The organism is Bradyrhizobium sp. JYMT SZCCT0180 (assembly GCF_018130165.1).
Taxonomy (GTDB): Bacteria; Pseudomonadota; Alphaproteobacteria; order Rhizobiales; family Xanthobacteraceae; genus Bradyrhizobium.
In genome coordinates, this window is record NZ_JAFCLZ010000022.1 from 1 (window position 1) to 18,906 (window position 18,906).

At 63.6% G+C, this 18,906-nt stretch carries 18 protein-coding genes; 8 read left to right on the forward strand and 10 right to left on the reverse strand.

Going from position 1 to position 18,906, the window contains the following annotated elements; translation table 11 throughout:
- Positions 1-96: 96 nt before the first annotated feature.
- The 6 genes from JQ641_RS28380 to ccmA all read right to left on the reverse strand — a co-directional run bounded on the left by JQ641_RS28380 (position 97) and on the right by ccmA (position 3,548).
- Positions 97-462, reverse strand: a complete 366-nt coding sequence (locus JQ641_RS28380) for a ComEA family DNA-binding protein (RefSeq protein ID WP_211999176.1) — start codon at positions 460-462, stop codon at positions 97-99.
- A 224-nt stretch (positions 463-686) separates the two neighbouring features.
- Complete coding sequence (locus tag JQ641_RS28385) at positions 687-1,283, reverse strand: DsbE family thiol:disulfide interchange protein (RefSeq protein WP_211999177.1); 597 nt, start codon at positions 1,281-1,283, stop codon at positions 687-689.
- On the reverse strand, positions 1,280-1,459 hold the full coding sequence (gene ccmD / locus JQ641_RS28390) for a heme exporter protein CcmD (protein ID WP_192739315.1): 180 nt from the start codon (positions 1,457-1,459) through the stop codon (positions 1,280-1,282). Before ccmD ends, JQ641_RS28385 begins: the two co-directional genes overlap by 4 nt.
- A 4-nt stretch (positions 1,460-1,463) precedes the next feature.
- Positions 1,464-2,195, reverse strand: coding sequence for a heme ABC transporter permease (locus tag JQ641_RS28395; RefSeq protein WP_283815228.1), 732 nt, complete (start codon positions 2,193-2,195; stop codon positions 1,464-1,466).
- 85 nt (positions 2,196-2,280) lie between these two features.
- Complete coding sequence (gene ccmB, locus JQ641_RS28400) at positions 2,281-2,949, reverse strand: heme exporter protein CcmB (protein WP_211999179.1); 669 nt, start codon at positions 2,947-2,949, stop codon at positions 2,281-2,283.
- Entirely contained in the window at positions 2,946-3,548 is a 603-nt protein-coding gene (gene ccmA / locus JQ641_RS28405; RefSeq protein WP_211999180.1) for a heme ABC exporter ATP-binding protein CcmA, read from the reverse strand. The genes ccmB and ccmA overlap by 4 nt, the downstream gene beginning before the upstream one ends.
- 226 nt (positions 3,549-3,774) lie before the next feature.
- On the opposite strand from ccmA, the gene acnA reads away from it, so the two are divergent.
- The 3 genes from acnA to JQ641_RS28420 all read left to right on the forward strand — a co-directional run bounded on the left by acnA (position 3,775) and on the right by JQ641_RS28420 (position 8,471).
- Entirely contained in the window at positions 3,775-6,495 is a 2,721-nt protein-coding gene (gene acnA / locus JQ641_RS28410) for an aconitate hydratase AcnA (protein WP_211999181.1), read from the forward strand.
- Between the two features lie 223 nt (positions 6,496-6,718).
- Positions 6,719-7,480 (forward strand): DUF1223 domain-containing protein, encoded by a 762-nt coding sequence (locus JQ641_RS28415; RefSeq protein ID WP_211999182.1) that lies wholly within the window; start codon positions 6,719-6,721, stop codon positions 7,478-7,480.
- Between the two features lie 619 nt (positions 7,481-8,099).
- A complete protein-coding gene (locus JQ641_RS28420) occupies positions 8,100-8,471 on the forward strand; it encodes a DUF2794 domain-containing protein (RefSeq protein WP_211999183.1) in 372 nt (123 codons plus the stop codon).
- A 121-nt stretch (positions 8,472-8,592) separates the two neighbouring features.
- On the opposite strand, the gene JQ641_RS28425 is transcribed toward JQ641_RS28420, so the two are convergent.
- The 4 genes from JQ641_RS28425 to JQ641_RS28440 all read right to left on the reverse strand — a co-directional run bounded on the left by JQ641_RS28425 (position 8,593) and on the right by JQ641_RS28440 (position 13,542).
- Entirely contained in the window at positions 8,593-9,135 is a 543-nt protein-coding gene (locus tag JQ641_RS28425; RefSeq protein WP_211999184.1) for a GNAT family N-acetyltransferase, read from the reverse strand.
- Positions 9,136-9,219: 84 nt separating this feature from the next.
- Positions 9,220-10,011 (reverse strand): Bax inhibitor-1/YccA family protein, encoded by a 792-nt coding sequence (locus tag JQ641_RS28430; protein ID WP_192739013.1) that lies wholly within the window; start codon positions 10,009-10,011, stop codon positions 9,220-9,222.
- A 244-nt stretch (positions 10,012-10,255) separates the two neighbouring features.
- A complete protein-coding gene (locus JQ641_RS28435; protein WP_211999185.1) occupies positions 10,256-12,826 on the reverse strand; it encodes an ABC transporter permease in 2,571 nt (856 codons plus the stop codon).
- On the reverse strand, positions 12,823-13,542 hold the full coding sequence (locus JQ641_RS28440; protein WP_211999186.1) for an ABC transporter ATP-binding protein: 720 nt from the start codon (positions 13,540-13,542) through the stop codon (positions 12,823-12,825). The genes JQ641_RS28435 and JQ641_RS28440 overlap by 4 nt, the downstream gene beginning before the upstream one ends.
- A gap of 55 nt (positions 13,543-13,597) precedes the next feature.
- Between JQ641_RS28440 and JQ641_RS28445 the strand changes: the two genes are divergently transcribed.
- The 5 genes from JQ641_RS28445 to sucC all read left to right on the forward strand — a co-directional run bounded on the left by JQ641_RS28445 (position 13,598) and on the right by sucC (position 18,904).
- On the forward strand, positions 13,598-14,245 hold the full coding sequence (locus JQ641_RS28445) for an arylesterase (RefSeq protein ID WP_502755008.1): 648 nt from the start codon (positions 13,598-13,600) through the stop codon (positions 14,243-14,245).
- Between the two features lie 146 nt (positions 14,246-14,391).
- Complete coding sequence (gene thpR / locus JQ641_RS28450; protein ID WP_192739017.1) at positions 14,392-14,928, forward strand: RNA 2',3'-cyclic phosphodiesterase; 537 nt, start codon at positions 14,392-14,394, stop codon at positions 14,926-14,928.
- 227 nt (positions 14,929-15,155) lie between these two features.
- Entirely contained in the window at positions 15,156-16,343 is a 1,188-nt protein-coding gene (gene zapE, locus JQ641_RS28455) for a cell division protein ZapE (RefSeq protein ID WP_211999188.1), read from the forward strand.
- Between the two features lie 263 nt (positions 16,344-16,606).
- Complete coding sequence (mdh, locus tag JQ641_RS28460; RefSeq protein WP_192739019.1) at positions 16,607-17,575, forward strand: malate dehydrogenase; 969 nt, start codon at positions 16,607-16,609, stop codon at positions 17,573-17,575.
- Between the two features lie 132 nt (positions 17,576-17,707).
- Positions 17,708-18,904 (forward strand): ADP-forming succinate--CoA ligase subunit beta, encoded by a 1,197-nt coding sequence (gene sucC / locus JQ641_RS28465; RefSeq protein ID WP_211999189.1) that lies wholly within the window; start codon positions 17,708-17,710, stop codon positions 18,902-18,904.
- Positions 18,905-18,906 lie beyond the last annotated feature (2 nt).

An 18,906-nucleotide genomic window follows, 5' to 3' on the forward strand; every position in this document is an offset into this window, starting at 1 on the left:
CAGGGAGCCTCCTTCAGAATCCGTCTTACCCTTCAATGCAATAGCAGAGCCAAATCCATATGCGATTCCCCTGCCGCAAGCGGGGAGAAAGAACGATCAGCTCTTCTGCTTGGCGATCACGTGGTCCTTGATCTTGTCGTAGGTCGCCTGCGGGACGATGTTCTTGTGCACCAGATCGTCCTTGCCCTTGTAGGGGCGGCCCGCGATGATCTTGGCGGAATAGGCCTTGCCGATCCCCGCCAACGCCTCGAGCTGGTCGGCGGTCGCTGAATTGATGTCGAGCAACTCGGCCTTCGGGGCCGGCGCCATCTTCGACTCCTGGGCCTTCGGCGCGGGAGCCATCTTGCTGTCGGATTTGGTCGCGGGCGCGGGCTGCGCGGTCTGGGCCATCGACGGGGTTGCCGCCATCAGGCCGACCGTGAGCGCAGTTGCGAGAAGAGAAGCGAGCGTGAAATGACGCATAGAAGTGTCCCTCCCAGGGCGGTTTAAGTAACGCCTTCAAGCTAGCTTCGAATTCGTGGCGGCGCCATGGCCGGCAAATGAACGGCAGATAAAAGCCGGAAATTATTTGGCCTCGTCATTCCGGGGCGAGCGAAGCGAGAGCCCGGAATCCATCAGGCCGCAAGTCGCATCGACAAATGGATTCCGGGCTCGCGCCAAGGCGCGCCCCGGAATGACGGCTGGAGTTAACTCCCCGCCTTCAGCACCTTCTCGATCTCTGCCTTCAGCACGGTATCGACATTGGCCGGCGTGATCGGCCCGACCAGTTTGTAGACGATGGTGCCTTCGCGGCCGACCACAAAGGTCTCGGGCACGCCATAGACGCCCCATTCGATCGAGCCGCGGCCATTGCTGTCGGCGCCGACCATGCTGAAGGGGTTGCCGTAGCGGCCGAGGAAGCGGCGGGCGTTGTCGGGCGAATCCTTGTAGTTGATGCCGACGATCTGCAGCCGCTTGTCCTTGGCCAGCGCGGTGAGCAGCGGCATCTCGTCATGACATGGTACGCACCAGGACGCCCAGACGTTGACGACGCTGACCTTGCCCTTGAACGCCGCCGGGTCGAGCCCGGGAATAGCGACGCCGTTGTCGACCAGGCCTGCCAGCGCCGGCAGCGCGGTTTGCGGCGCCGGGCGGCCGATCAGGGCGGATGGAATTTTGGAAGGGTCGCCGCCGTGCAGCCGCATCAGAAAAAGCCCGGCCACCGCCATGAAGCCGATCAGTGGCAACGTCACCAGCCAGCGCCGGCTTTGCCGCGGTGCGTCAGATGCCGCGGGCCCGCTCATCTTATGTCCGCCGCACTGCGGCCGGAGCGCCTGGTGATGCCGCTGGCCTCGAGCTCGCGCAGGCGCGCCTTCTGGCGGCGAAAATCGATGGCGATCCAGGCGATCAGGATCGCGACAACAGCGGCGACCAGCGCGTAGGACGTCACGATGAAGGAGGCATAGGGACCGAGCGCCATCGCGTCACGCGGCCTGTTGGCTGGCTTGCATGATCTGCAAGCTGCGCACGCGGCGGCGAAGGATCTCGTTGCGCATCGCCGCCAGATGCAGCGTGACGAACAGCAGCGAAAATCCAACCGCCATCACCAGCAACGGAATCAGGAAGGCGCGGTCGAGCGTGGAGCCGCCCATCCGCAGCACCGAGGCCGGCTGATGCAGCGTGTTCCACCAGTCGACCGAGAATTTGATGATCGGCAGATTGAGCGCGCCGACCAGTGTGAGGATCGCCGCCGCCCGCGCCGCGCGCGACGGATCGTCCACCGCGCGCCACAGCGCGATCAGGCCGAGATACATCAGGAACAGGATCAGCACCGAGGTGAGCCGCGCATCCCATTGCCAATAGGTGCCCCACATCGGCCGGCCCCACAGCGAGCCCGTGACCAGCGCGAGAAATGTGAAGGCGGCGCCGATCGGGGCGGCGGCTTTCGCAGCGACGTCGGCAAGGGGATGCCGCCACACCAGCGTGCCCAGCGCCGCAAGGCTCATGACGCCCCACACGAACATCGACAGCCACGCGTTGGGCACGTGGATAAACATGATCTTGACGGTGGCGCCTTGCTGGTAATCGTCGGGCGCCATCGCCGCCTGATAGAAGCCGATCATGAGCAGGATCGCAGTCGCGCCCGCCAGCCACGGCAATATGCGCCCCGTCAGCGACAGGAATTTGGTGGGGTTGGCGAGGTCGATCAGCGTCATGGGCATCCTGATAATCGTCGGCGGCGGGGCAGGCAATGCGGCTTGTTCTGTTCCATCAAGTGTTGATCGGCATGCATCAGGTTATCTAGTCCAGCCCGTGCCGCAGGCTGGCGGCTGCGGCAAACGGTCCGATCACGAAACTGACCAGCGAGATCGCGCACAGGATCGAAAACGGTGTTCCAAACGGCAGCGGTCCCGATATGGCGGCCTGCGACGCTGCGACGCCGAAAATCAGCACCGGGATCGACAGCGGCAGCACCAGCACCGCGAGCAGCAACCCGCCGCGATGCAGCGTTACCGCCAGCGCGGCGCCGATCATGCCGATAAAAGTCAGTGCCGGCGTTCCCACCAGCAGTGTCAGCGCCACGGCCGAGGTCGCGGTGGCGTCGAGATTGAGCATCAGCCCAAGCACGGGGGTAGCCAAGATCAGCGGCAGCCCGGCGGCGAGCCAGTGCGCCAGCGCCTTCGCAGCACAGGCCAGTTCCAGCGGCATCCGGCCCATCACGATCAGATCGAGCGAGCCGTCCTCGTGGTCTGACGTGAACAGGCGGTCGAGCGTGAGCAGACTGGCCAGCAGCGCGCCGAGCCAGAGAATGGAGGGCCCGAGTCGCGTCAGCAGCGCCAGGTCGGGCCCGAGTGCAAACGGCATCAGCACGGTGACGGTGAGGAAGAACAGCACGCCGATCAGCGCGCCGCCACCGACACGCAGCGCGATCCTGATATCGCGCCGAATCAGCGCGGCAAGGGCGGTCATGCGCTCCCTCCCATCCGCAATTCGCCTGCCTCAATCCCCAACGGCGCGTGGGTGGCCGCGACGATGATGCCGCCGCGCGCGAGGTGGCCCTGCATCAGGCCGGCGAACAGATCCTGTCCCGCGGCATCGAGCGCCGAGGTCGGCTCGTCCAGCAGCCAGACCGGCCGCCGCACCGCGAGCAGCCGGCCGATCGACAACCGCCGCCGTTGGCCGGCCGACAGATACGCCGCCGGCAAATGCGTGGCGTGCGCGAGCCCCACTTTGGCGAGGCATTCATGGGGATCGCTGGCGTCCCCGCCCAGGAAATCCCGCCAGAACGACAGGTTTTCAAGCACGCTGAGCGCGGGTTTCAGTGCGTCGCGATGGCCGAGATAATGGGCCTGCTCGGGCAGCGTCAGCTCGTCCGCGCCGCCTTCCAGCGCCACCGATCCGCCTGCCGGCACCAGCAAGCCCGCGATCAGCCGCAGCAGCGACGTCTTGCCGGACCCGTTGGGACCGATGACGGCGAGCGCGTGGCTGGATGCGGCCTCGAAATCGAGCCCGGAAAACACCGCGCGCCCACCCCGCACACAATCGATCTGACGTCCTGTGAGCCGCATCTTGCCTCGTTACGGCCCTTCAGAAAACCTTGGGGTACCGCATCAGAATTTTTGGGTCGCGCAATGCTGCAGCACGATCGTGGTTGTGGCGGCGCATCTAGAAAGATTCTATAAGCCCGGAACTTGATGCAGCACACAACCGGCGGCCGCAAGCCGGTAAGCCGACCGCGCTGACGGTGTTTAAATACCCTTTGCCGGGTATAACTGAGAATTGGGATTTCCTGACATGACCTCGCTCGACAGCTTCAAATGCCGCAAGACCCTCAAGGTCGGTGGCAAGACCTACGTGTATTACAGCCTGCCCGCCGCCGAGAAGAACGGTCTGAAGGGAATTTCCAAGCTTCCCTATTCGATGAAGGTGCTGCTGGAAAACCTGCTTCGTTTTGAAGACGATCGTACGGTCAAGAAGGCCGACATCATCGCGGTGTCGAAATGGCTGAAGACCCGCAAGCTCGAGCATGAAATCTCGTTTCGCCCCGCACGCGTGCTGATGCAGGATTTCACCGGCGTGCCGGCGGTGGTCGATCTGGCCGCGATGCGCAACGCGATGCAGGCGCTCGGCGGCGATGCCGAAAAGATCAATCCGCTGGTGCCGGTCGATCTCGTCATCGATCACAGCGTGATCGTCAACTTCTTCGGTGACAACAAGGCGTTCGGCAAGAACGTGGTCGAGGAATACAAGCAGAACCAGGAACGCTACGAGTTCCTGAAGTGGGGCCAGAAGGCGTTCACGAATTTCTCGGTGGTGCCGCCCGGTACCGGCATCTGCCACCAGGTCAATCTCGAATACCTCGCCCAGACGGTGTGGACCCGCAAGGAGAAGATGACGGTCGGCAGGAAGACCGGCACGTTCGAAGTCGCCTATCCCGACACGCTGGTCGGCACCGATTCGCACACCACGATGGTCAACGGTCTGGCCGTGCTGGGCTGGGGCGTTGGCGGCATCGAGGCGGAAGCTGCGATGCTCGGCCAGCCGCAGTCGATGCTGCTGCCCGAAGTGATCGGCTTCAAGCTCAAGGGCCAGATGAAGGAAGGCGTCACCGCCACCGACCTGGTGCTGACCGTGACGCAGATGCTGCGCAAGCAGGGCGTGGTCGGAAAGTTCGTCGAATTCTACGGCCCCGGCCTCGATTATCTGTCGGTCGCCGACAAGGCGACGATCGGCAACATGGCGCCGGAATATGGCGCGACCTGCGGCTTCTTCCCGGTCGATGCCGCGACCATCGATTATCTGAAAACCTCGGGCCGCAAGGCGGACCGTGTGAAACTGGTCGCGGCCTACGCCAAGGCGCAGGGCCTGTTCCGCACCGCCAAATCCGCAGATCCGGTGTTCACGGAAACGCTGACGCTCGATCTTGCCGACGTGGTGCCCTCGATGGCCGGACCGAAGCGCCCCGAAGGCCGCGTGGCGCTTCCGGCGGTGGCCAGCGGCTTCTCCGCGGCGATGACCACCGAATACAAGAAGGCGGCGGATGCCTCGCATCGCTACGCCGTCGAGAACCGCAATTTCGATCTCGGCCATGGCGACGTCGTGATCGCCGCGATCACCTCGTGCACCAACACGTCAAATCCGAGCGTGCTGATCGGCGCGGGCCTCTTGGCCCGCAACGCCGCCGCCAAGGGCCTGAAGGCCAAGCCATGGGTCAAGACCTCGCTGGCGCCGGGCAGCCAAGTGGTCGCGGAATATCTGTCCAACTCCGGACTGCAACTCGATCTCGACAAGGTCGGCTTCAACCTGGTCGGCTTCGGCTGCACCACCTGCATCGGCAATTCCGGCCCGCTGCCGGAGGATATTTCGAAGTCGATCAACGACAATGGCATCGTCGCCGCCGCCGTGTTGTCGGGTAACCGCAACTTCGAAGGCCGCGTGTCGCCGGACGTGCAGGCGAATTATCTCGCCTCGCCGCCGCTGGTCGTCGCCTATGCGCTGGCCGGCACCGTGACCAAGGATCTTTCGGTCGAGCCGATCGGCGAAGGCAAGGACGGCAAGCCGGTGTTCCTGAAGGACATCTGGCCGACCACCAAGGAAATCAACGCCTATATGAAGAAGTTCGTCACCGCGACGATCTTCAAGAAGCGCTACGCCGACGTGTTCAAGGGCGACACCAACTGGCGCAAGATCAAGACGGTCGAGAGCGAGACCTATCGCTGGAACATGAGCTCGACCTATGTGCAGAACCCGCCCTATTTCGAAGGCATGAAGAAAGAGCCGGAACCGATCGTCGACGTGATCGATGCGCGGATTCTGGCGATGTTCGGCGACAAGATCACCACCGACCACATCTCGCCGGCCGGTTCGATCAAGCTGACCTCTCCGGCCGGAAAATATCTGTCGGAGCATCAGGTGCGTCCGGCCGACTTCAACCAGTACGGCACGCGGCGCGGCAATCATGAGATCATGATGCGCGGTACTTTCGCGAATATCCGCATCAAGAACTTCATGCTCAAAGGCGCTGATGGAAACATTCCGGAAGGCGGATTGACAAAACATTGGCCCGACGGCGAGCAGATGTCGATCTACGACGCGGCGATGAAGTACCAGGCCGAGCAGGTGCCGCTGGTGGTGTTCGCCGGCGCCGAATACGGCAACGGCTCGTCGCGCGACTGGGCGGCGAAGGGCACCAGGCTGCTCGGGGTCCGCGCGGTGATCTGCCAAAGCTTCGAGCGCATCCATCGCTCCAACCTCGTCGGCATGGGAGTGCTGCCGCTGACCTTCGAGGACGGCCAGTCCTGGACGTCGATCGGGCTGAAGGGCGACGAGAAGGTGACGATCCGCGGCCTGCAGGGCGATTTGAAGCCGCGCCAGAAGCTGACCGCGGAAATCGTGTCCGGCGACGGTTCGCTGCAGCGCGTTTCGCTGCTCTGCCGCATCGATACGCTCGACGAGCTCGACTACTACCGCAACGGCGGTATTCTGCACTATGTGCTGCGCAAGCTTGCGGCTTGAGTTGTGTTTTGAGGCGTTTTCTTCACGCGAACGTTTATCCACTTCGCTTGAAAACGCCTTGAAACGCGGATTTGTGATCGGTGCCTCACTGCTACGTGAGTAGCGACCGGGAAGAAGGCGGCCTATGAAAAGGCCGCTTTCTTGCGTCTGGGGTGCGCGCTTAGGGATAGAAAATCATGCCCCGTACAAATACGGATAGAAATCGCCAGGACCGGTTCGCAGTATGACAGCGATGATGGCCAATAGTTCGATTTCGCGATGGTCGAGTGCGCTTGGCGTCTGTGCCATTGTCGCGATTATCCGTCCCGCTCATGCCGACCCGCGCGCGGTCGTCGAGCTGTTCACCTCGCAAGGCTGCTCGTCGTGCCCGCCGGCCGACGAGATCATTGGCGAGCTTGCCAAGGACCCCAACGTGATCGCGCTCAGCATGCCGATCGAATATTGGGATTATCTGGGCTGGAAGGATACGCTGGCGGACTCGCGCTTCAGCGCGCGTCAGAAAGCCTATTCGCAAATGCGTGGCGATCGCGACGTCTACACGCCGCAGGTCATCGTCAACGGTTCGGCGAAGGTGGTCGGCAGTGATCGTGCAGGCATCGACAGCGCAATCCAGCACACCCAGAAGGCCACCGGCGTGATGTCGGTGCCGGTGACGATGACGTTGTCCGGCAAGCACATCAACGTGTCGGTGGCGGCGAGCAACGCGCCGACTTCATCGCAGGGCGAAGTCTGGATTTGCTCGGTCTCGAAGGCGGTGCCGATCTCGATCGGGCGCGGCGAAAACCGCGGCCGCCAGGTCACCTACTACAATGTGGTGCGCAACATCCTGAAGGTCGGGGACTGGAACGGCAATTCCGGAAGCTGGACCGTTCCGCTTGAAAACATCTCCCGCGATGGCGTGGATGCCGCGGTCGTCTATGTCCAGGACGGCAATCGCGAAAAGCCAGGCCCGATGCTGGGCGCGGCCTACACGCCGCTGCGCTGATTTCGAATTTTCGTGCGCCACCCAAGCTGTCGTCGCCCGACATAGTAGTCTGCGTTGCGCAGACTACGTAGACTTGTCTGCGCTTCGGGCGATCCAGTACGCCGGGAAGCCAGCAATACATCTCGCCGCCGCGGCGTACTGGGTCCCCCGCTTTCGCGAAGGACGACCGCGGATTGTGTGGCGCGCTACGATGGCGCGTTCCCGAATGACGAACGCACCCCCCAAAAGAAAAAGGACCAACTCTCGTTGGCCCAGTGCGGGAGAAAGCTCCCCTGCGAACAGACCCGATCCCGACGGCCCCGGGGGGCTGGGGGCTGAGGAATCCGGAACCGAAAGGACCGGGTCAACGCAGGATTCACTTGTCGCAAGCCAGCGGGGCGGGCGATGGGCGGAAGTGGGGCAGCAATATGATTCCTCTAACGTTCCCGTGACTCGGTATTTCCGGTGCTGCCGGACGGCCCGTCGCGGTTTTCCGCCGCAATTTCAAAGGGCCTTGCGGTGCCCGGCGGTTAGCGCGATCATGTCATTGTCATGATCCCGACCCGAAGGGCCGCGTCAGCGCAAACCAGGGACCGGTTTTTCGGAATAAGATTATGCCCGAGACGACAGGAGGCGCTCGATGAGTTCGATGTCGGAGGACACTGATCCGAGCGGGAGTCGCGCGGTGGCGCGCACCGCCACTGCAAGTCCGCTTCCGAATAGCGTTACGTTCAATCGCCTGGAGCTCAATCGCATCCTCAATCTGTACGGCCGCATGGTCGCCGATGGCGAGTGGCGCGATTATGCCATCGACTTCCTGAAGGACCGCGCGGTGTTCTCGGTGTTCCGCCGCGCCTCCGAAGTCCCGATCTATCGCATCGAGAAGGATCCGCGGCTGGCGCGCAAGCAGGGCATGTACAGCGTGATCTCAGCGACCGGGCTGATCCTGCGCCGCGGCCATGAGCTTGAGCGCGTACTACTGGTGATCGATCGCAAGCTGGCGGTTGTGTAGCGCGGTCCTGTAGCCCGGATGAAGCGAAGCGAAATCCGGGGGGCCGCAGTCGCTTCTATTCCCGGATTGCGCGGAGCTTATCATCGGGCGCCATTCGCGCGACCCGTTGGCTCCATCCGGGCTACGAAGCTTTCGAATCCGCGGGGACCGTCGTGGCGCCTTCGCCGAGTGCGCGCTGCATCATCACCGTGTCCAGCCAGCGTCCGAACTTGAGACCGACGCAGGGGTGCGTCCCGATCATCTGGAAGCCGGTCCTGGTGTGGACGCCGATCGAGCCGGCGTTGGCGGAATCGCCGATGACGGCGATCATTTGCCGGTAGCCGCGCGCTTCGCATTCGGCGATCAGCCGCTGCAGCAGCAACAGGCCGATGCCGCGGCGATGGGTCGCCGGCTGCAGATAGACCGAGTTCTCCACCGTGAAGCGATAGGCCGGCCGAGGGCGGTAGGGGCCTGCATAGGCATATCCGATCACCCGGCCTTCGACCGCGGCGACGAAATACGGGAATCCCCCATCCATCAGCGCACGGAACCGCCGGGTCATCTCGGTGAGATCGGGCGGGATCAGCTCGAATGTCGCGGTGCCGTAGCGCACCGCGTGCTCGTAGATTTCGGTGACGAAGGGGAGGTCGGCCTCGGTGGCGGGCCTGATATCGGGCGTAGACATGGGTGACAGATTATTTTTGCTGGTCGCAAAAGAAAAGCCCCGGCCGCGAGGCCGGGGCTTCAATTCTTTGGCTGGGCTGGAGCGCTAGTCGCGCTGGCCAAGCAGCTGCAGCAGCAGCGTGAACAGGTTGATGAAGTTCAGGTAGAGCGAAAGTGCGCCGGTAATCGCCGCCTTTTCCGCAATGTCACCGCCCTGCGAGGCATAGCCGTAGATGTAGTCGTTCTTCAGCCGCTGGGTGTCATAGGCGGTGAGGCCCGCGAACACCAGCACGCCCACCACCGAGATGATGAACTGCAGCATCGAGCTGCCGAGGAACATGTTGACCAGGCTCGCGATGATGATGCCGATCAGGCCCATGAACAGGAACGACGCCATGCCGCTCATGTCACGTTTGGTGGTGTAGCCGTAGAGGCTCAGCGCGCCGAAGGTCGCCGCCGTGATGAAGAACACCCGCACGATCGAGGTGTGGGTGTACACCAGGAAGATCGACGACAGCGAGACGCCCATCAGCGCCGCGAACGCCCAGAACAGCAATTGCGCCGTCGCGGGCCTCAGCCGGTTGATGCCAAACGAGATCGCGAACACCATGACCAGCGGCGCGAGGATAAACAGCCACTTCAGCGGGCTGACATACATCGCGTAGCCGAACGGCGTCAGGAACTCCCTGCCGAACTTGGCGACGCCGGCCGACTGATCCGGGGTCACCGCCATCATGTAGACGCCGAGCGCCGCCAGACCGGTGATGGCCAGGCCGATCGACATGTAATTGTAGATGCGCAGCATGTATGCGCGCAGACCGGCATCGACGGCCGCGGCATCGACGCGTCCGGCGGCCCGGCCGAAAGGAGAAGCGTAGTTACGGTCTAGGTCCGACATGGTCGAATTCCCGTTGGTTGCCCGGCGGATCGCAAGGGGTTTGCGTCGCCGGTTCGAATATCTAGCCCAAAGGCCGCGATTTGCTGACATTAATTCGGTGTCATCAAACCGGCCTCTGTCCCAGGCTGGTATGTGGGAAACTAACACATTCGCTGCAAGCTTCCACGCGCGGCTGAATGTCGCTCTCGATAGCTATTTTCCAGCAAAAGCAGCGTTAACGCGGCCTTGCCGCCGCTACAAATTGTCACAAATTTCGCAACACGCTGGCCGGCTTCTGGTTCAGGGCCAGCAACGTGCCGGCGAGTCCGAGGCCTACCGTGACGATCAGGGCCGCGGCGACAACGCCGGCAGCGCTGCCGGCCTGCCATATGAAGCTCAGCGTCATCAGCCGCGTCACGATCAGCCAGGCCGCAACCGAGCCTGCGATCACGCCGAACACCGCCGTGGCCAGGCCGATCATCAGGTATTCCAGCGCGTAAGCGCCGAGCAGCCGCACCCGCGTCGCGCCCAGGGTCTTCAGGATCACGGCGTCATAGACCCGGTGGCGATGGCCGGCGGCGAGCGCGCCGCCCAGCACCAGGATGGCCGAAATCAGCGTCACGGCGCTGGCGCCGCGGATCGCGAGCGTGAGATTGGTGACGACGGTGCCGATCGTGTCCAGCGCCTCGCGGACCCGCACGCTGGTCACCATCGGGAACGCGTCGGCCACCTGCTTGATGATCCGGGCGTCGCCGGCCGGATCCGGGTGCGCCTCGGACAGGGTCGCGACATGGGTGTGCGGAGCGCCCTTGAAGGCGTTGGGCGAGAACACCAGCACGAAATTGATGCCGAGGCCCTGCCAGTCGACGTTGCGTAGATTGGCGATCTTCGCCGGAATGTCGCGGCCCAGCACATTGACGACGATCTCGTCGCCGATCTTGAGCTTCATTCCGTCGGCGATCTTCTTCTCCATCGAGACCAGCGGCGGCCCGCGATAGTCCGCACTCCACCAGTCGCCCTCGACGACTTTCGAACCCTTGGGGATGTCCGCCGTATAGGTCAGGCCGCGGTCGCTCTGCAGCACCCATTCGGTATCGCGCGTTGGCTTGAGCTCGTCGGCCTTGACGCCCCGGGCTGCTACGATGCGTCCGCGCAGCATCGGGACATCCTCCACCGTCGATTGCGGCGCTGTCTGCTTGAGAAACGCGCCGAAGCGATCGGCTTCCGAGGTCGGGATGTCGATGAAGTAGAACGAGGGCGCGCGGTCCGGCAGCGCCGCCAGGAACTGCCGGCGCAGGTTGCCGTCGATCTGGGTGATGGTGACGAGGACGGCGAGGCCAAGGCCCAGCGACATCACGACCGAGGGTGTCAGCGCGCCGGGACGGTAGATGTTGGCAATCGCCAGCCGCAGCATGGTGATATCGGATCGCGGCAGCCGGCGCGCCAGCGCCATCAGGCCGGCGGCGACGCCGCGCAGCAGCGCGAACACCGCGACCGACGAGGCGACGAACACGGCCGCGATGCGCTTGTCGTAGGCAAGGCCGATGGCGACCGCGATCAAAAGCGCGATCACGACGGCCATCAAGGCGAGGTATCGCCAGCGCGGACGGTGCCATTCGCGGGCGACTTCCTCGCGGAACAACGCCGCCACCGGCACGTCGTGCACCCGTCCGAGCGGCCACAGCCCGAACGCGAGCGCGGTCAGCAGGCCGTAGATGAAGGACAGGGCGAGTTCGTCGAGATGCAGCGCGGGGATCACCGGCAGCGGCAGCAGCTTGCCGAACAGGCCGACGATGACGAACGGCAGGGCCGCCCCGGCGACGAGCCCGATGATGGAGCCGATCCCGGCGAGCACGACCACCTGGGTCAGGTAGATCGTGAAAACGTCGCGGCCGGTGGCGCCGAGCGCCTTGAACGAGGCGATGACGTCACGGCGGCGGTCGATATGGCTCTTGACGGCGTTGGCGACGCCGACACCGCCGACCAGCAGGGCGGCGAGGCCGACCAGCGTCAGGAACTGGGTGAAACGGCTGATGGTGCGTTCGAGTTGCGGCGAGGCGTTGGCGCGGCTGCGGATCCACCAGCCGGCCTCCGGCAACGCGGCCCGCACGCTGTCGATCAGCTGGGTCGCGGCGCGTTCGTCGGCCGCATTATCAGGCAATTTCAGCCGGTAGATCCAGCGCACCAGGCTGCCGGGCTGCAGCAATCCGGTCGCGCGCAGGCTGGTCTCGCTGACCAGGACGCGCGGGCCGAGCCCGACATTGCCGGCGAGCTTGTCCGGTTCGGCGCTGACCACGCTGCGGATCTGGTAGTTGGCGTTGCCGATGCTGATGCGGTCGCCAATCCTGAGATCGAGCCGCGCCAGCAGCACGGAATCCACCGCCGCGCCGAATACGCCGTCGCGCTCGGCCAGCAAGTCCGCAACCGGCATCTTGGGATCAAGCGTCAACTCCCCGAGCATCGGGTACTTGCCGTCCACCGCCTTGAGTTCGACCAGCGCCAGCCTGCCGTCGCCGCTGCGGGCCATGACGCGCAAGGCGGCCGCGACCGAAATCTCGCCGCGGGCGCGCAGGAAGGCGACTTCCTCTGGTGTGGCTTCGCGCTGGATCAGCGAGAATGCGACGTCGCCGCCGAGCAAGGTGCGGCCCTCCCGGCTCAGGCCGTCGCTGAGGCTGGCCGCGACCGAGCCGACGCCGGCGATCGCCATCACGCCGAGCGCGATGCAGGCGATGAAGACGTAAAAGCCGCGCAGGCCGCTGCGCATTTCGCGAAGCGCGTAGCGCAGCGCCAGTGATGACGCGCGGCTGCCGCCAGCGGCTTCCGACGCTATGGTCATGAAGTGGATTGTCCGTCGATGCGGCCCGAGCGCAGCCGCACCACGCGGTCGCAGCGTTGCGCCAGCGAGGTGTCGTGCGTCACCAGCACCAGGGTCATGCCGCGCTCGGAATGCTTGGTGAAGAGCAGGTCGACGATCTGCTTGCCGGTCGCCTCGTCGAGATTGCCGGTCGGTTCGTCCGCGACGAGGATCGCAGGATCCGGCGCCAGCGCGCGGGCCAGCGCGACGCGCTGCTGCTCGCCGCCGGAGAGCTGCGTCGGATAATGATGCAGCCGATCGCCGAGGCCGACCGAACTCAGCTCCTGCTCGGCGCGCTTGGCCGCATCGGGATTGCCGGCGAGCTCCAGCGGCACCGCGACGTTTTCCAGCGCCGTCATGGTCGGGATCAGATGGAACGACTGGAACACGATGCCGACCTGGCGGCCGCGGAAGCGGGCGAGGGCGTCCTCGTCGAGGGCATTGAACGGCGTGCCTGACACCACCACCTCTCCGCTGTCAGGCCGCTCCAACCCCGCCATCACCATCAGCAAGGTCGACTTCCCTGAACCTGACGGTCCGATCAGGCCGATCGCTTCGCCCTGTGCCACACGAAGGCTGATATCTTTCAGGATATGAACGCGTGCCGCGCCCGTGCCGAGCGAGAGATTGACGTTGGAAATGGAAATAGTGTCCGGCTCCAGGCCGGTTAGTGAAGAGGGTTCGATGAGACTGTCCATGGATCGGTCATATGGCAATTCCGCCGCCGGGGTCGAGGGCCGGATAGGCATGTTCGTGCACATACTCGTGTTGATTATGGCCTTGATGACGACACAGACGGTTTTTGCGCAGACCCCGGTCACTGCCCCGATAAGGCCTATCAAGATGGTAGTGCTCGGCGATTCCCTGAGCGCCGGCTATGGCCTGGCGGCGACCGGGGCGTTCCCCGTCCGCCTGCAAAAGGCGTTGGAAGCCAAGGGGATAAAGGTCGATATGATCAATGCCGGGGTGTCCGGCGACACCACCTCCGGCGGCCGCGACCGGCTCGACTGGTCGGTGCCGGAAGGAACCGAGGCCGTGATCCTCGAGCTCGGCGCCAACGATGCCTTGCGCGGCACCGACCCGACTGCTACCCGCGCCGCGCTCACCGATATCCTGACCCGGCTGAAAGCCCGCAAGATCGCCGTCCTGCTGTGCGGGATGCTGGCGCCGCCGAATTATGGCAGCGAGTATGCGGCCCGCTTCAACGCGATCTACCCGGAGCTTTCGAAATCCTTCGGCGTGCCGCTCTATCCGTTTTTTCTGGAAGGCGTCGCCGCCGAGGCCAAGCTCAACCAGCCGGACGGATTGCATCCGACCGCTGAAGGCGTCGACATCATCGTGAAAAATATTCTGCCCAGTGTCGAGGCATTTCTTGGCGCGATCTCTGCGCAACGCAGCTGAAAATACAGCAGTGAATAACCCTGCCCGATAGTTTTCCCCGTAGCTTTCCGGTCCAGTGGCGCCGGCTGCTTCGCAGGGTCATATAACTCAGGTAGAAATTGGTGATCGGTGATTCGTCATCGGGTTTCAGCATCGGGAGTCAAGCGATGCCGCGTTTGTTTGCTGGACTGGAAATTCCGGCCGAGATTGGCCAGACCCTTTCCAATTTGCGTGGCGGCCTTCCGGGCGCACGCTGGATCGATCCCGAAAATTATCACGTCACCTTGCGTTTCATCGGCGACATCGACGGCATGTCGGCGAATGAAATCGCCTCGATGTTGTTTCGGGTCAACCGCAAACCGTTCGAGGTCAAGGTGCAAGGCCTGCAAAGTTTCGGCGGGCGCAAGCCGCGGGCGGTGGTGGCGTCCGTCGAGCCGAGCCGGCCGCTGATCGAATTGCAGGCCGAACTCGAACGGATGATGCAGCGGATGGGACTCGATCCCGAGGGACGCAAATTCACCCCCCACGTGACGCTGGCGCGGCTGCACGACGCCTCGAGCCAGGATGTCGCCGACTATCTGTCGGTGCGCGGCTATTTCCCGAGCCGCACCTTCATGGCCTCGCGCTTCGTGCTGTTCTCGTCGCGCGCCTCCACCGGCGGCGGCCCCTATGTGGTCGAGGATTCCTACGCACTGAGCGCGTGAGGAGGCCCATTCGCCAAGTCCATAGCTGTCATCGTCCGCGAAGGCGGACGATCCAGTATTCCAGAGACCGCAGTGCTTAAGTCGAGAAGCTGCGGCGTACTGGATCCCCGCCTGCGCGGGGATGACGACCAATCTTTGTGGCGGGCGTCCGGGACACGGGCCGCGCATACCCCCACCACCAATTCACGGCTTGCAATTTTCGCACGCTTGGGGCCGTAAGGTGGGCCATGCTGTCGACCGCCTCACCCACCTCGTTCCGCGCCCATTATCAGGGCCTGGTCACCTCCGGCGCGATCGAGGCCGACCCGGCGCAGGCCCGCGCTGCGGACGCCTTTGCGGCGCTGGAAGACCGGTTGTCCAGCTACAAGCCGCGGCGTAAGCAAAGCCTGCTCGGCCGGCTGTTCGGCGACAAGGACGAGCCGCCGCCGCGCGGGCTTTACGTCCATGGCGAGGTTGGCCGCGGCAAGACCATGCTGATGGATCTGTTCTTTCAGCAGAGCGCCATCGAGCACAAGCGCCGCGCGCATTTCCACGAATTCATGGCCGAGGTGCACGAACGGATCTACGGCTACCGGCAGGAGATCGCGCGTGGCGCAATCGCCGACGGCGATGTGATCGCGCTGACCGCGAACGCGATCTTCGAGGAGGCGTGGCTGCTGTGCTTCGACGAATTCCACGTCACCGATATTGCCGACGCCATGATCCTGGGACGGCTGTTCACAAAGCTGTTCGAACTCGGCACCGTCGTCGTCGCCACCTCGAACGTGGCGCCCGACGACCTCTACAAGGGTGGACTGAACCGCGCGCTGTTCTTGCCTTTCATCGCGCAGATATCCGATCACATGGACGTGTTGCGGCTCGATGCACGCACCGATTTCCGGCTGGAAAAACTCGCCGGCGTGAAGATGTGGCTGGTGCCGGCGGATGACGTCGCCGGTGACGCGCTCGACAAGGCCTGGCGCAAGATGACCGGCAACGCGCCCTGCAAGACGCGCGATATCGCAATCAAGGGCCGCATCCTGCGGGTGCCCTGTTCGTCGCACGGCGTCGCCCGCTTTACCTTCACTGAGCTCTGCGAACAGCCGCTGGCGGCGTCGGACTATCTTCGGCTGGCGCACGACTATCACACCATCCTCGTCGACCGCATTCCGGTTATGGACTACGCCGAGCGCAACGCCGCCAAGCGTTTCATCTCGCTGATCGATACGCTCTATGACAATGCCGTGAAGTTGATGGCGTCGGCGGACGCCGATCCGGTGTCGCTGTATCTGGCAACCGACGGCAACGAGGCCAACGAGTTCAAGCGGACCTCGTCGCGGCTGATCGAAATGAGTTCCGAATCCTACCTGGCGCTCCCGCACGGGCGGAAGGATTCAGCCGCGAGCGGCTCCAGCACCGGGCTGGTCGAGACGTAGGTCGCTCCGGCGTCATTGCGAGCCAACGGGTCGCGCGAATGCGCGCCCGATGACAGGCTCCGCGAAGCAACCCACCCTTTCCGAACAGGGATAGATGGTGCGCCTCGCAATGACGGTTGGGAACGCCGGTGGCATACCTGATCGAAATGAAGGCAAGGCCTACAATTGGGCACGCCGCGACTTGAACGTATCATTCGAAAGGGATAACCAGCCTCCCAGTTCACTCTCCATCCTCCTCTACGTCTCAGAAGGACAAATTTCCCATGGCGCGCGACAAGATTGCTTTGATTGGCTCCGGTCAGATCGGCGGAACGCTGGCTCACCTCATTGGCCTGAAGGAGCTCGGCGACGTCGTCATGTTCGACATCGCCGAGGGCGTGCCGCAGGGCAAGGCGCTCGACATTGCGCAGTCGTCGCCGGTCGACGGTTTCGATGCGCATCTCACCGGCGCCAATTCCTATGAGGCGCTCGACAATGCCAAGGTCTGCATCGTCACCGCCGGCGTGCCGCGCAAGCCCGGCATGAGCCGCGACGATCTCCTCAGCATCAACCTCAAGGTCATGGAGCAGGTCGGCGCCGGCATCAAGAAGTACGCCCCCGATGCCTTCGTCATCTGCATCACCAACCCGCTGGACGCGATGGTGTGGGCGCTGCAGAAGGCCTCTGGCATGCCGCACAAGAAGGTCGTCGGCATGGCCGGCGTGCTGGATTCCTCGCGGTTCCGCTATTTCCTCGCCGACGAGTTCAACGTCTCGGTCGAAGACGTCACCGCCTTCGTGCTCGGCGGCCATGGCGACACCATGGTGCCGCTGACCCGCTACTCCACCGTGGCCGGCATTCCGCTGCCCGACCTCGTCAAGATGGGCTGGACCTCGCAGGCGCGGATCGACGAGATCGTCGATCGCACCCGCAATGGCGGTGCCGAGATCGTCAACCTGCTGAAGACCGGTTCGGCCTTCTACGCCCCGGCGGCTTCCGCGATCGCGATGGCCGAGAGCTATCTGAAGGACAAGAAGCGCGTGCTGCCCTGCGCCGCCTATCTCAACGGCGAATATGGCGTGAAGGACATGTATGTCGGCGTGCCCGTCGTGATCGGCTCGAAGGGTGTCGAGCGCATCGTCGAGATCGAGCTGGCCGGCAAGGACCGCGAAGCCTTCGACAAGTCGGTCGGCGCCGTGCAGGGCCTGGTCGACGCCTGCAAGAAAATCGCGCCTGATCTGCTCGGTCGTTGATTTTGTTGAGCTTTCGCCCTGGAAACGGGGCGAAAGCATTTTCGGGGTTGCAGTTCCTTTGGTATATGGTATGCCAACTACCAATACCGGCGGGCTGTAGAACTTGCCGCATAAGGTTTGGGGAGCGTCCAGATGAATATCCATGAATACCAGGCCAAGGCGTTGCTCAGTGAATTCGGGGTGCCGATTTCGCGCGGTGTGCCTGTCTTGAAGGCCTCGGATTCGGAGGCTGCGGCCAAGGCGCTTCCCGGCCCGATCTGGGTGGTCAAAAGCCAGATCCACGCCGGCGGCCGCGGCAAGGGCAAGTTCAAGGAAGCTTCCGCGGGCGACAAGGGCGGTGTCCGCATCGCCAAATCGGTCGCCGAGGTCAACGAGTTCGCCCAGCAGATGCTGGGCGCGACGCTCGTCACGATCCAGACCGGCGCCCACGGCAAGCAGGTCAACCGCCTCTACATCGAAGAAGGCTCCGACATCGACAAGGAGTTCTATCTCTCGATCCTGGTCGATCGCGAAACCTCAGAAGTCTCGTTCGTGGTCTCGACCGAAGGCGGCGTCAATATCGAGGACGTCGCGCACAACACGCCTGAGAAGATCATCACCTTCTCGGTCGATCCGGCCACCGGCATCATGGCGCATCACGGCCGCACCGTGGCGAAGGCGCTGAAACTTTCCGGCGATCTTGCCAAGCAGGCCGAGAAGCTGGTCGCACAGCTCTACAAAGCCTTCACCGCCAAGGACATGGCGATGCTGGAAATCAATCCGCTCGTCGTCACCAAGCAGGGCGATTTGCGCGTGCTCGACGCCAAGGTGGCGTTCGACGACAACGCGATGTACCGGCATCCGGAAGTCGCGGCATTGCGCGACGAGACCGAAGAGGACGCCAAGGAAATCGAAGCGTCGAAATACGATCTCAACTACGTCACGCTCGACGGCACCATCGGCTGCATGGTCAACGGCGCCGGTCTCGCGATGGCGACGATGGACATCATCAAGCTCTACGGCATGGAGCCCGCCAACTTCCTCGACGTCGGCGGCGGCGCGAGCAAGGAAAAGGTTGCGGCCGCATTCAAGATCATCACCGCCGATCCGAACGTGAAGGGCATCCTCGTCAACATCTTCGGCGGCATCATGAAATGCGACATCATCGCCGAGGGCGTGGTCGCGGCTGTCAAGGAAGTCGGTTTGAAGGTGCCGCTGGTGGTTCGCCTCGAAGGCACCAATGTCGACGCCGGCAAGAAGATCATCCGCGAATCCGGCCTCAACGTGCTGCCCGCCGATGATCTCGACGATGCCGCGCAGAAAATCGTGAATGCCGTCAAGGGAGGCTAGCG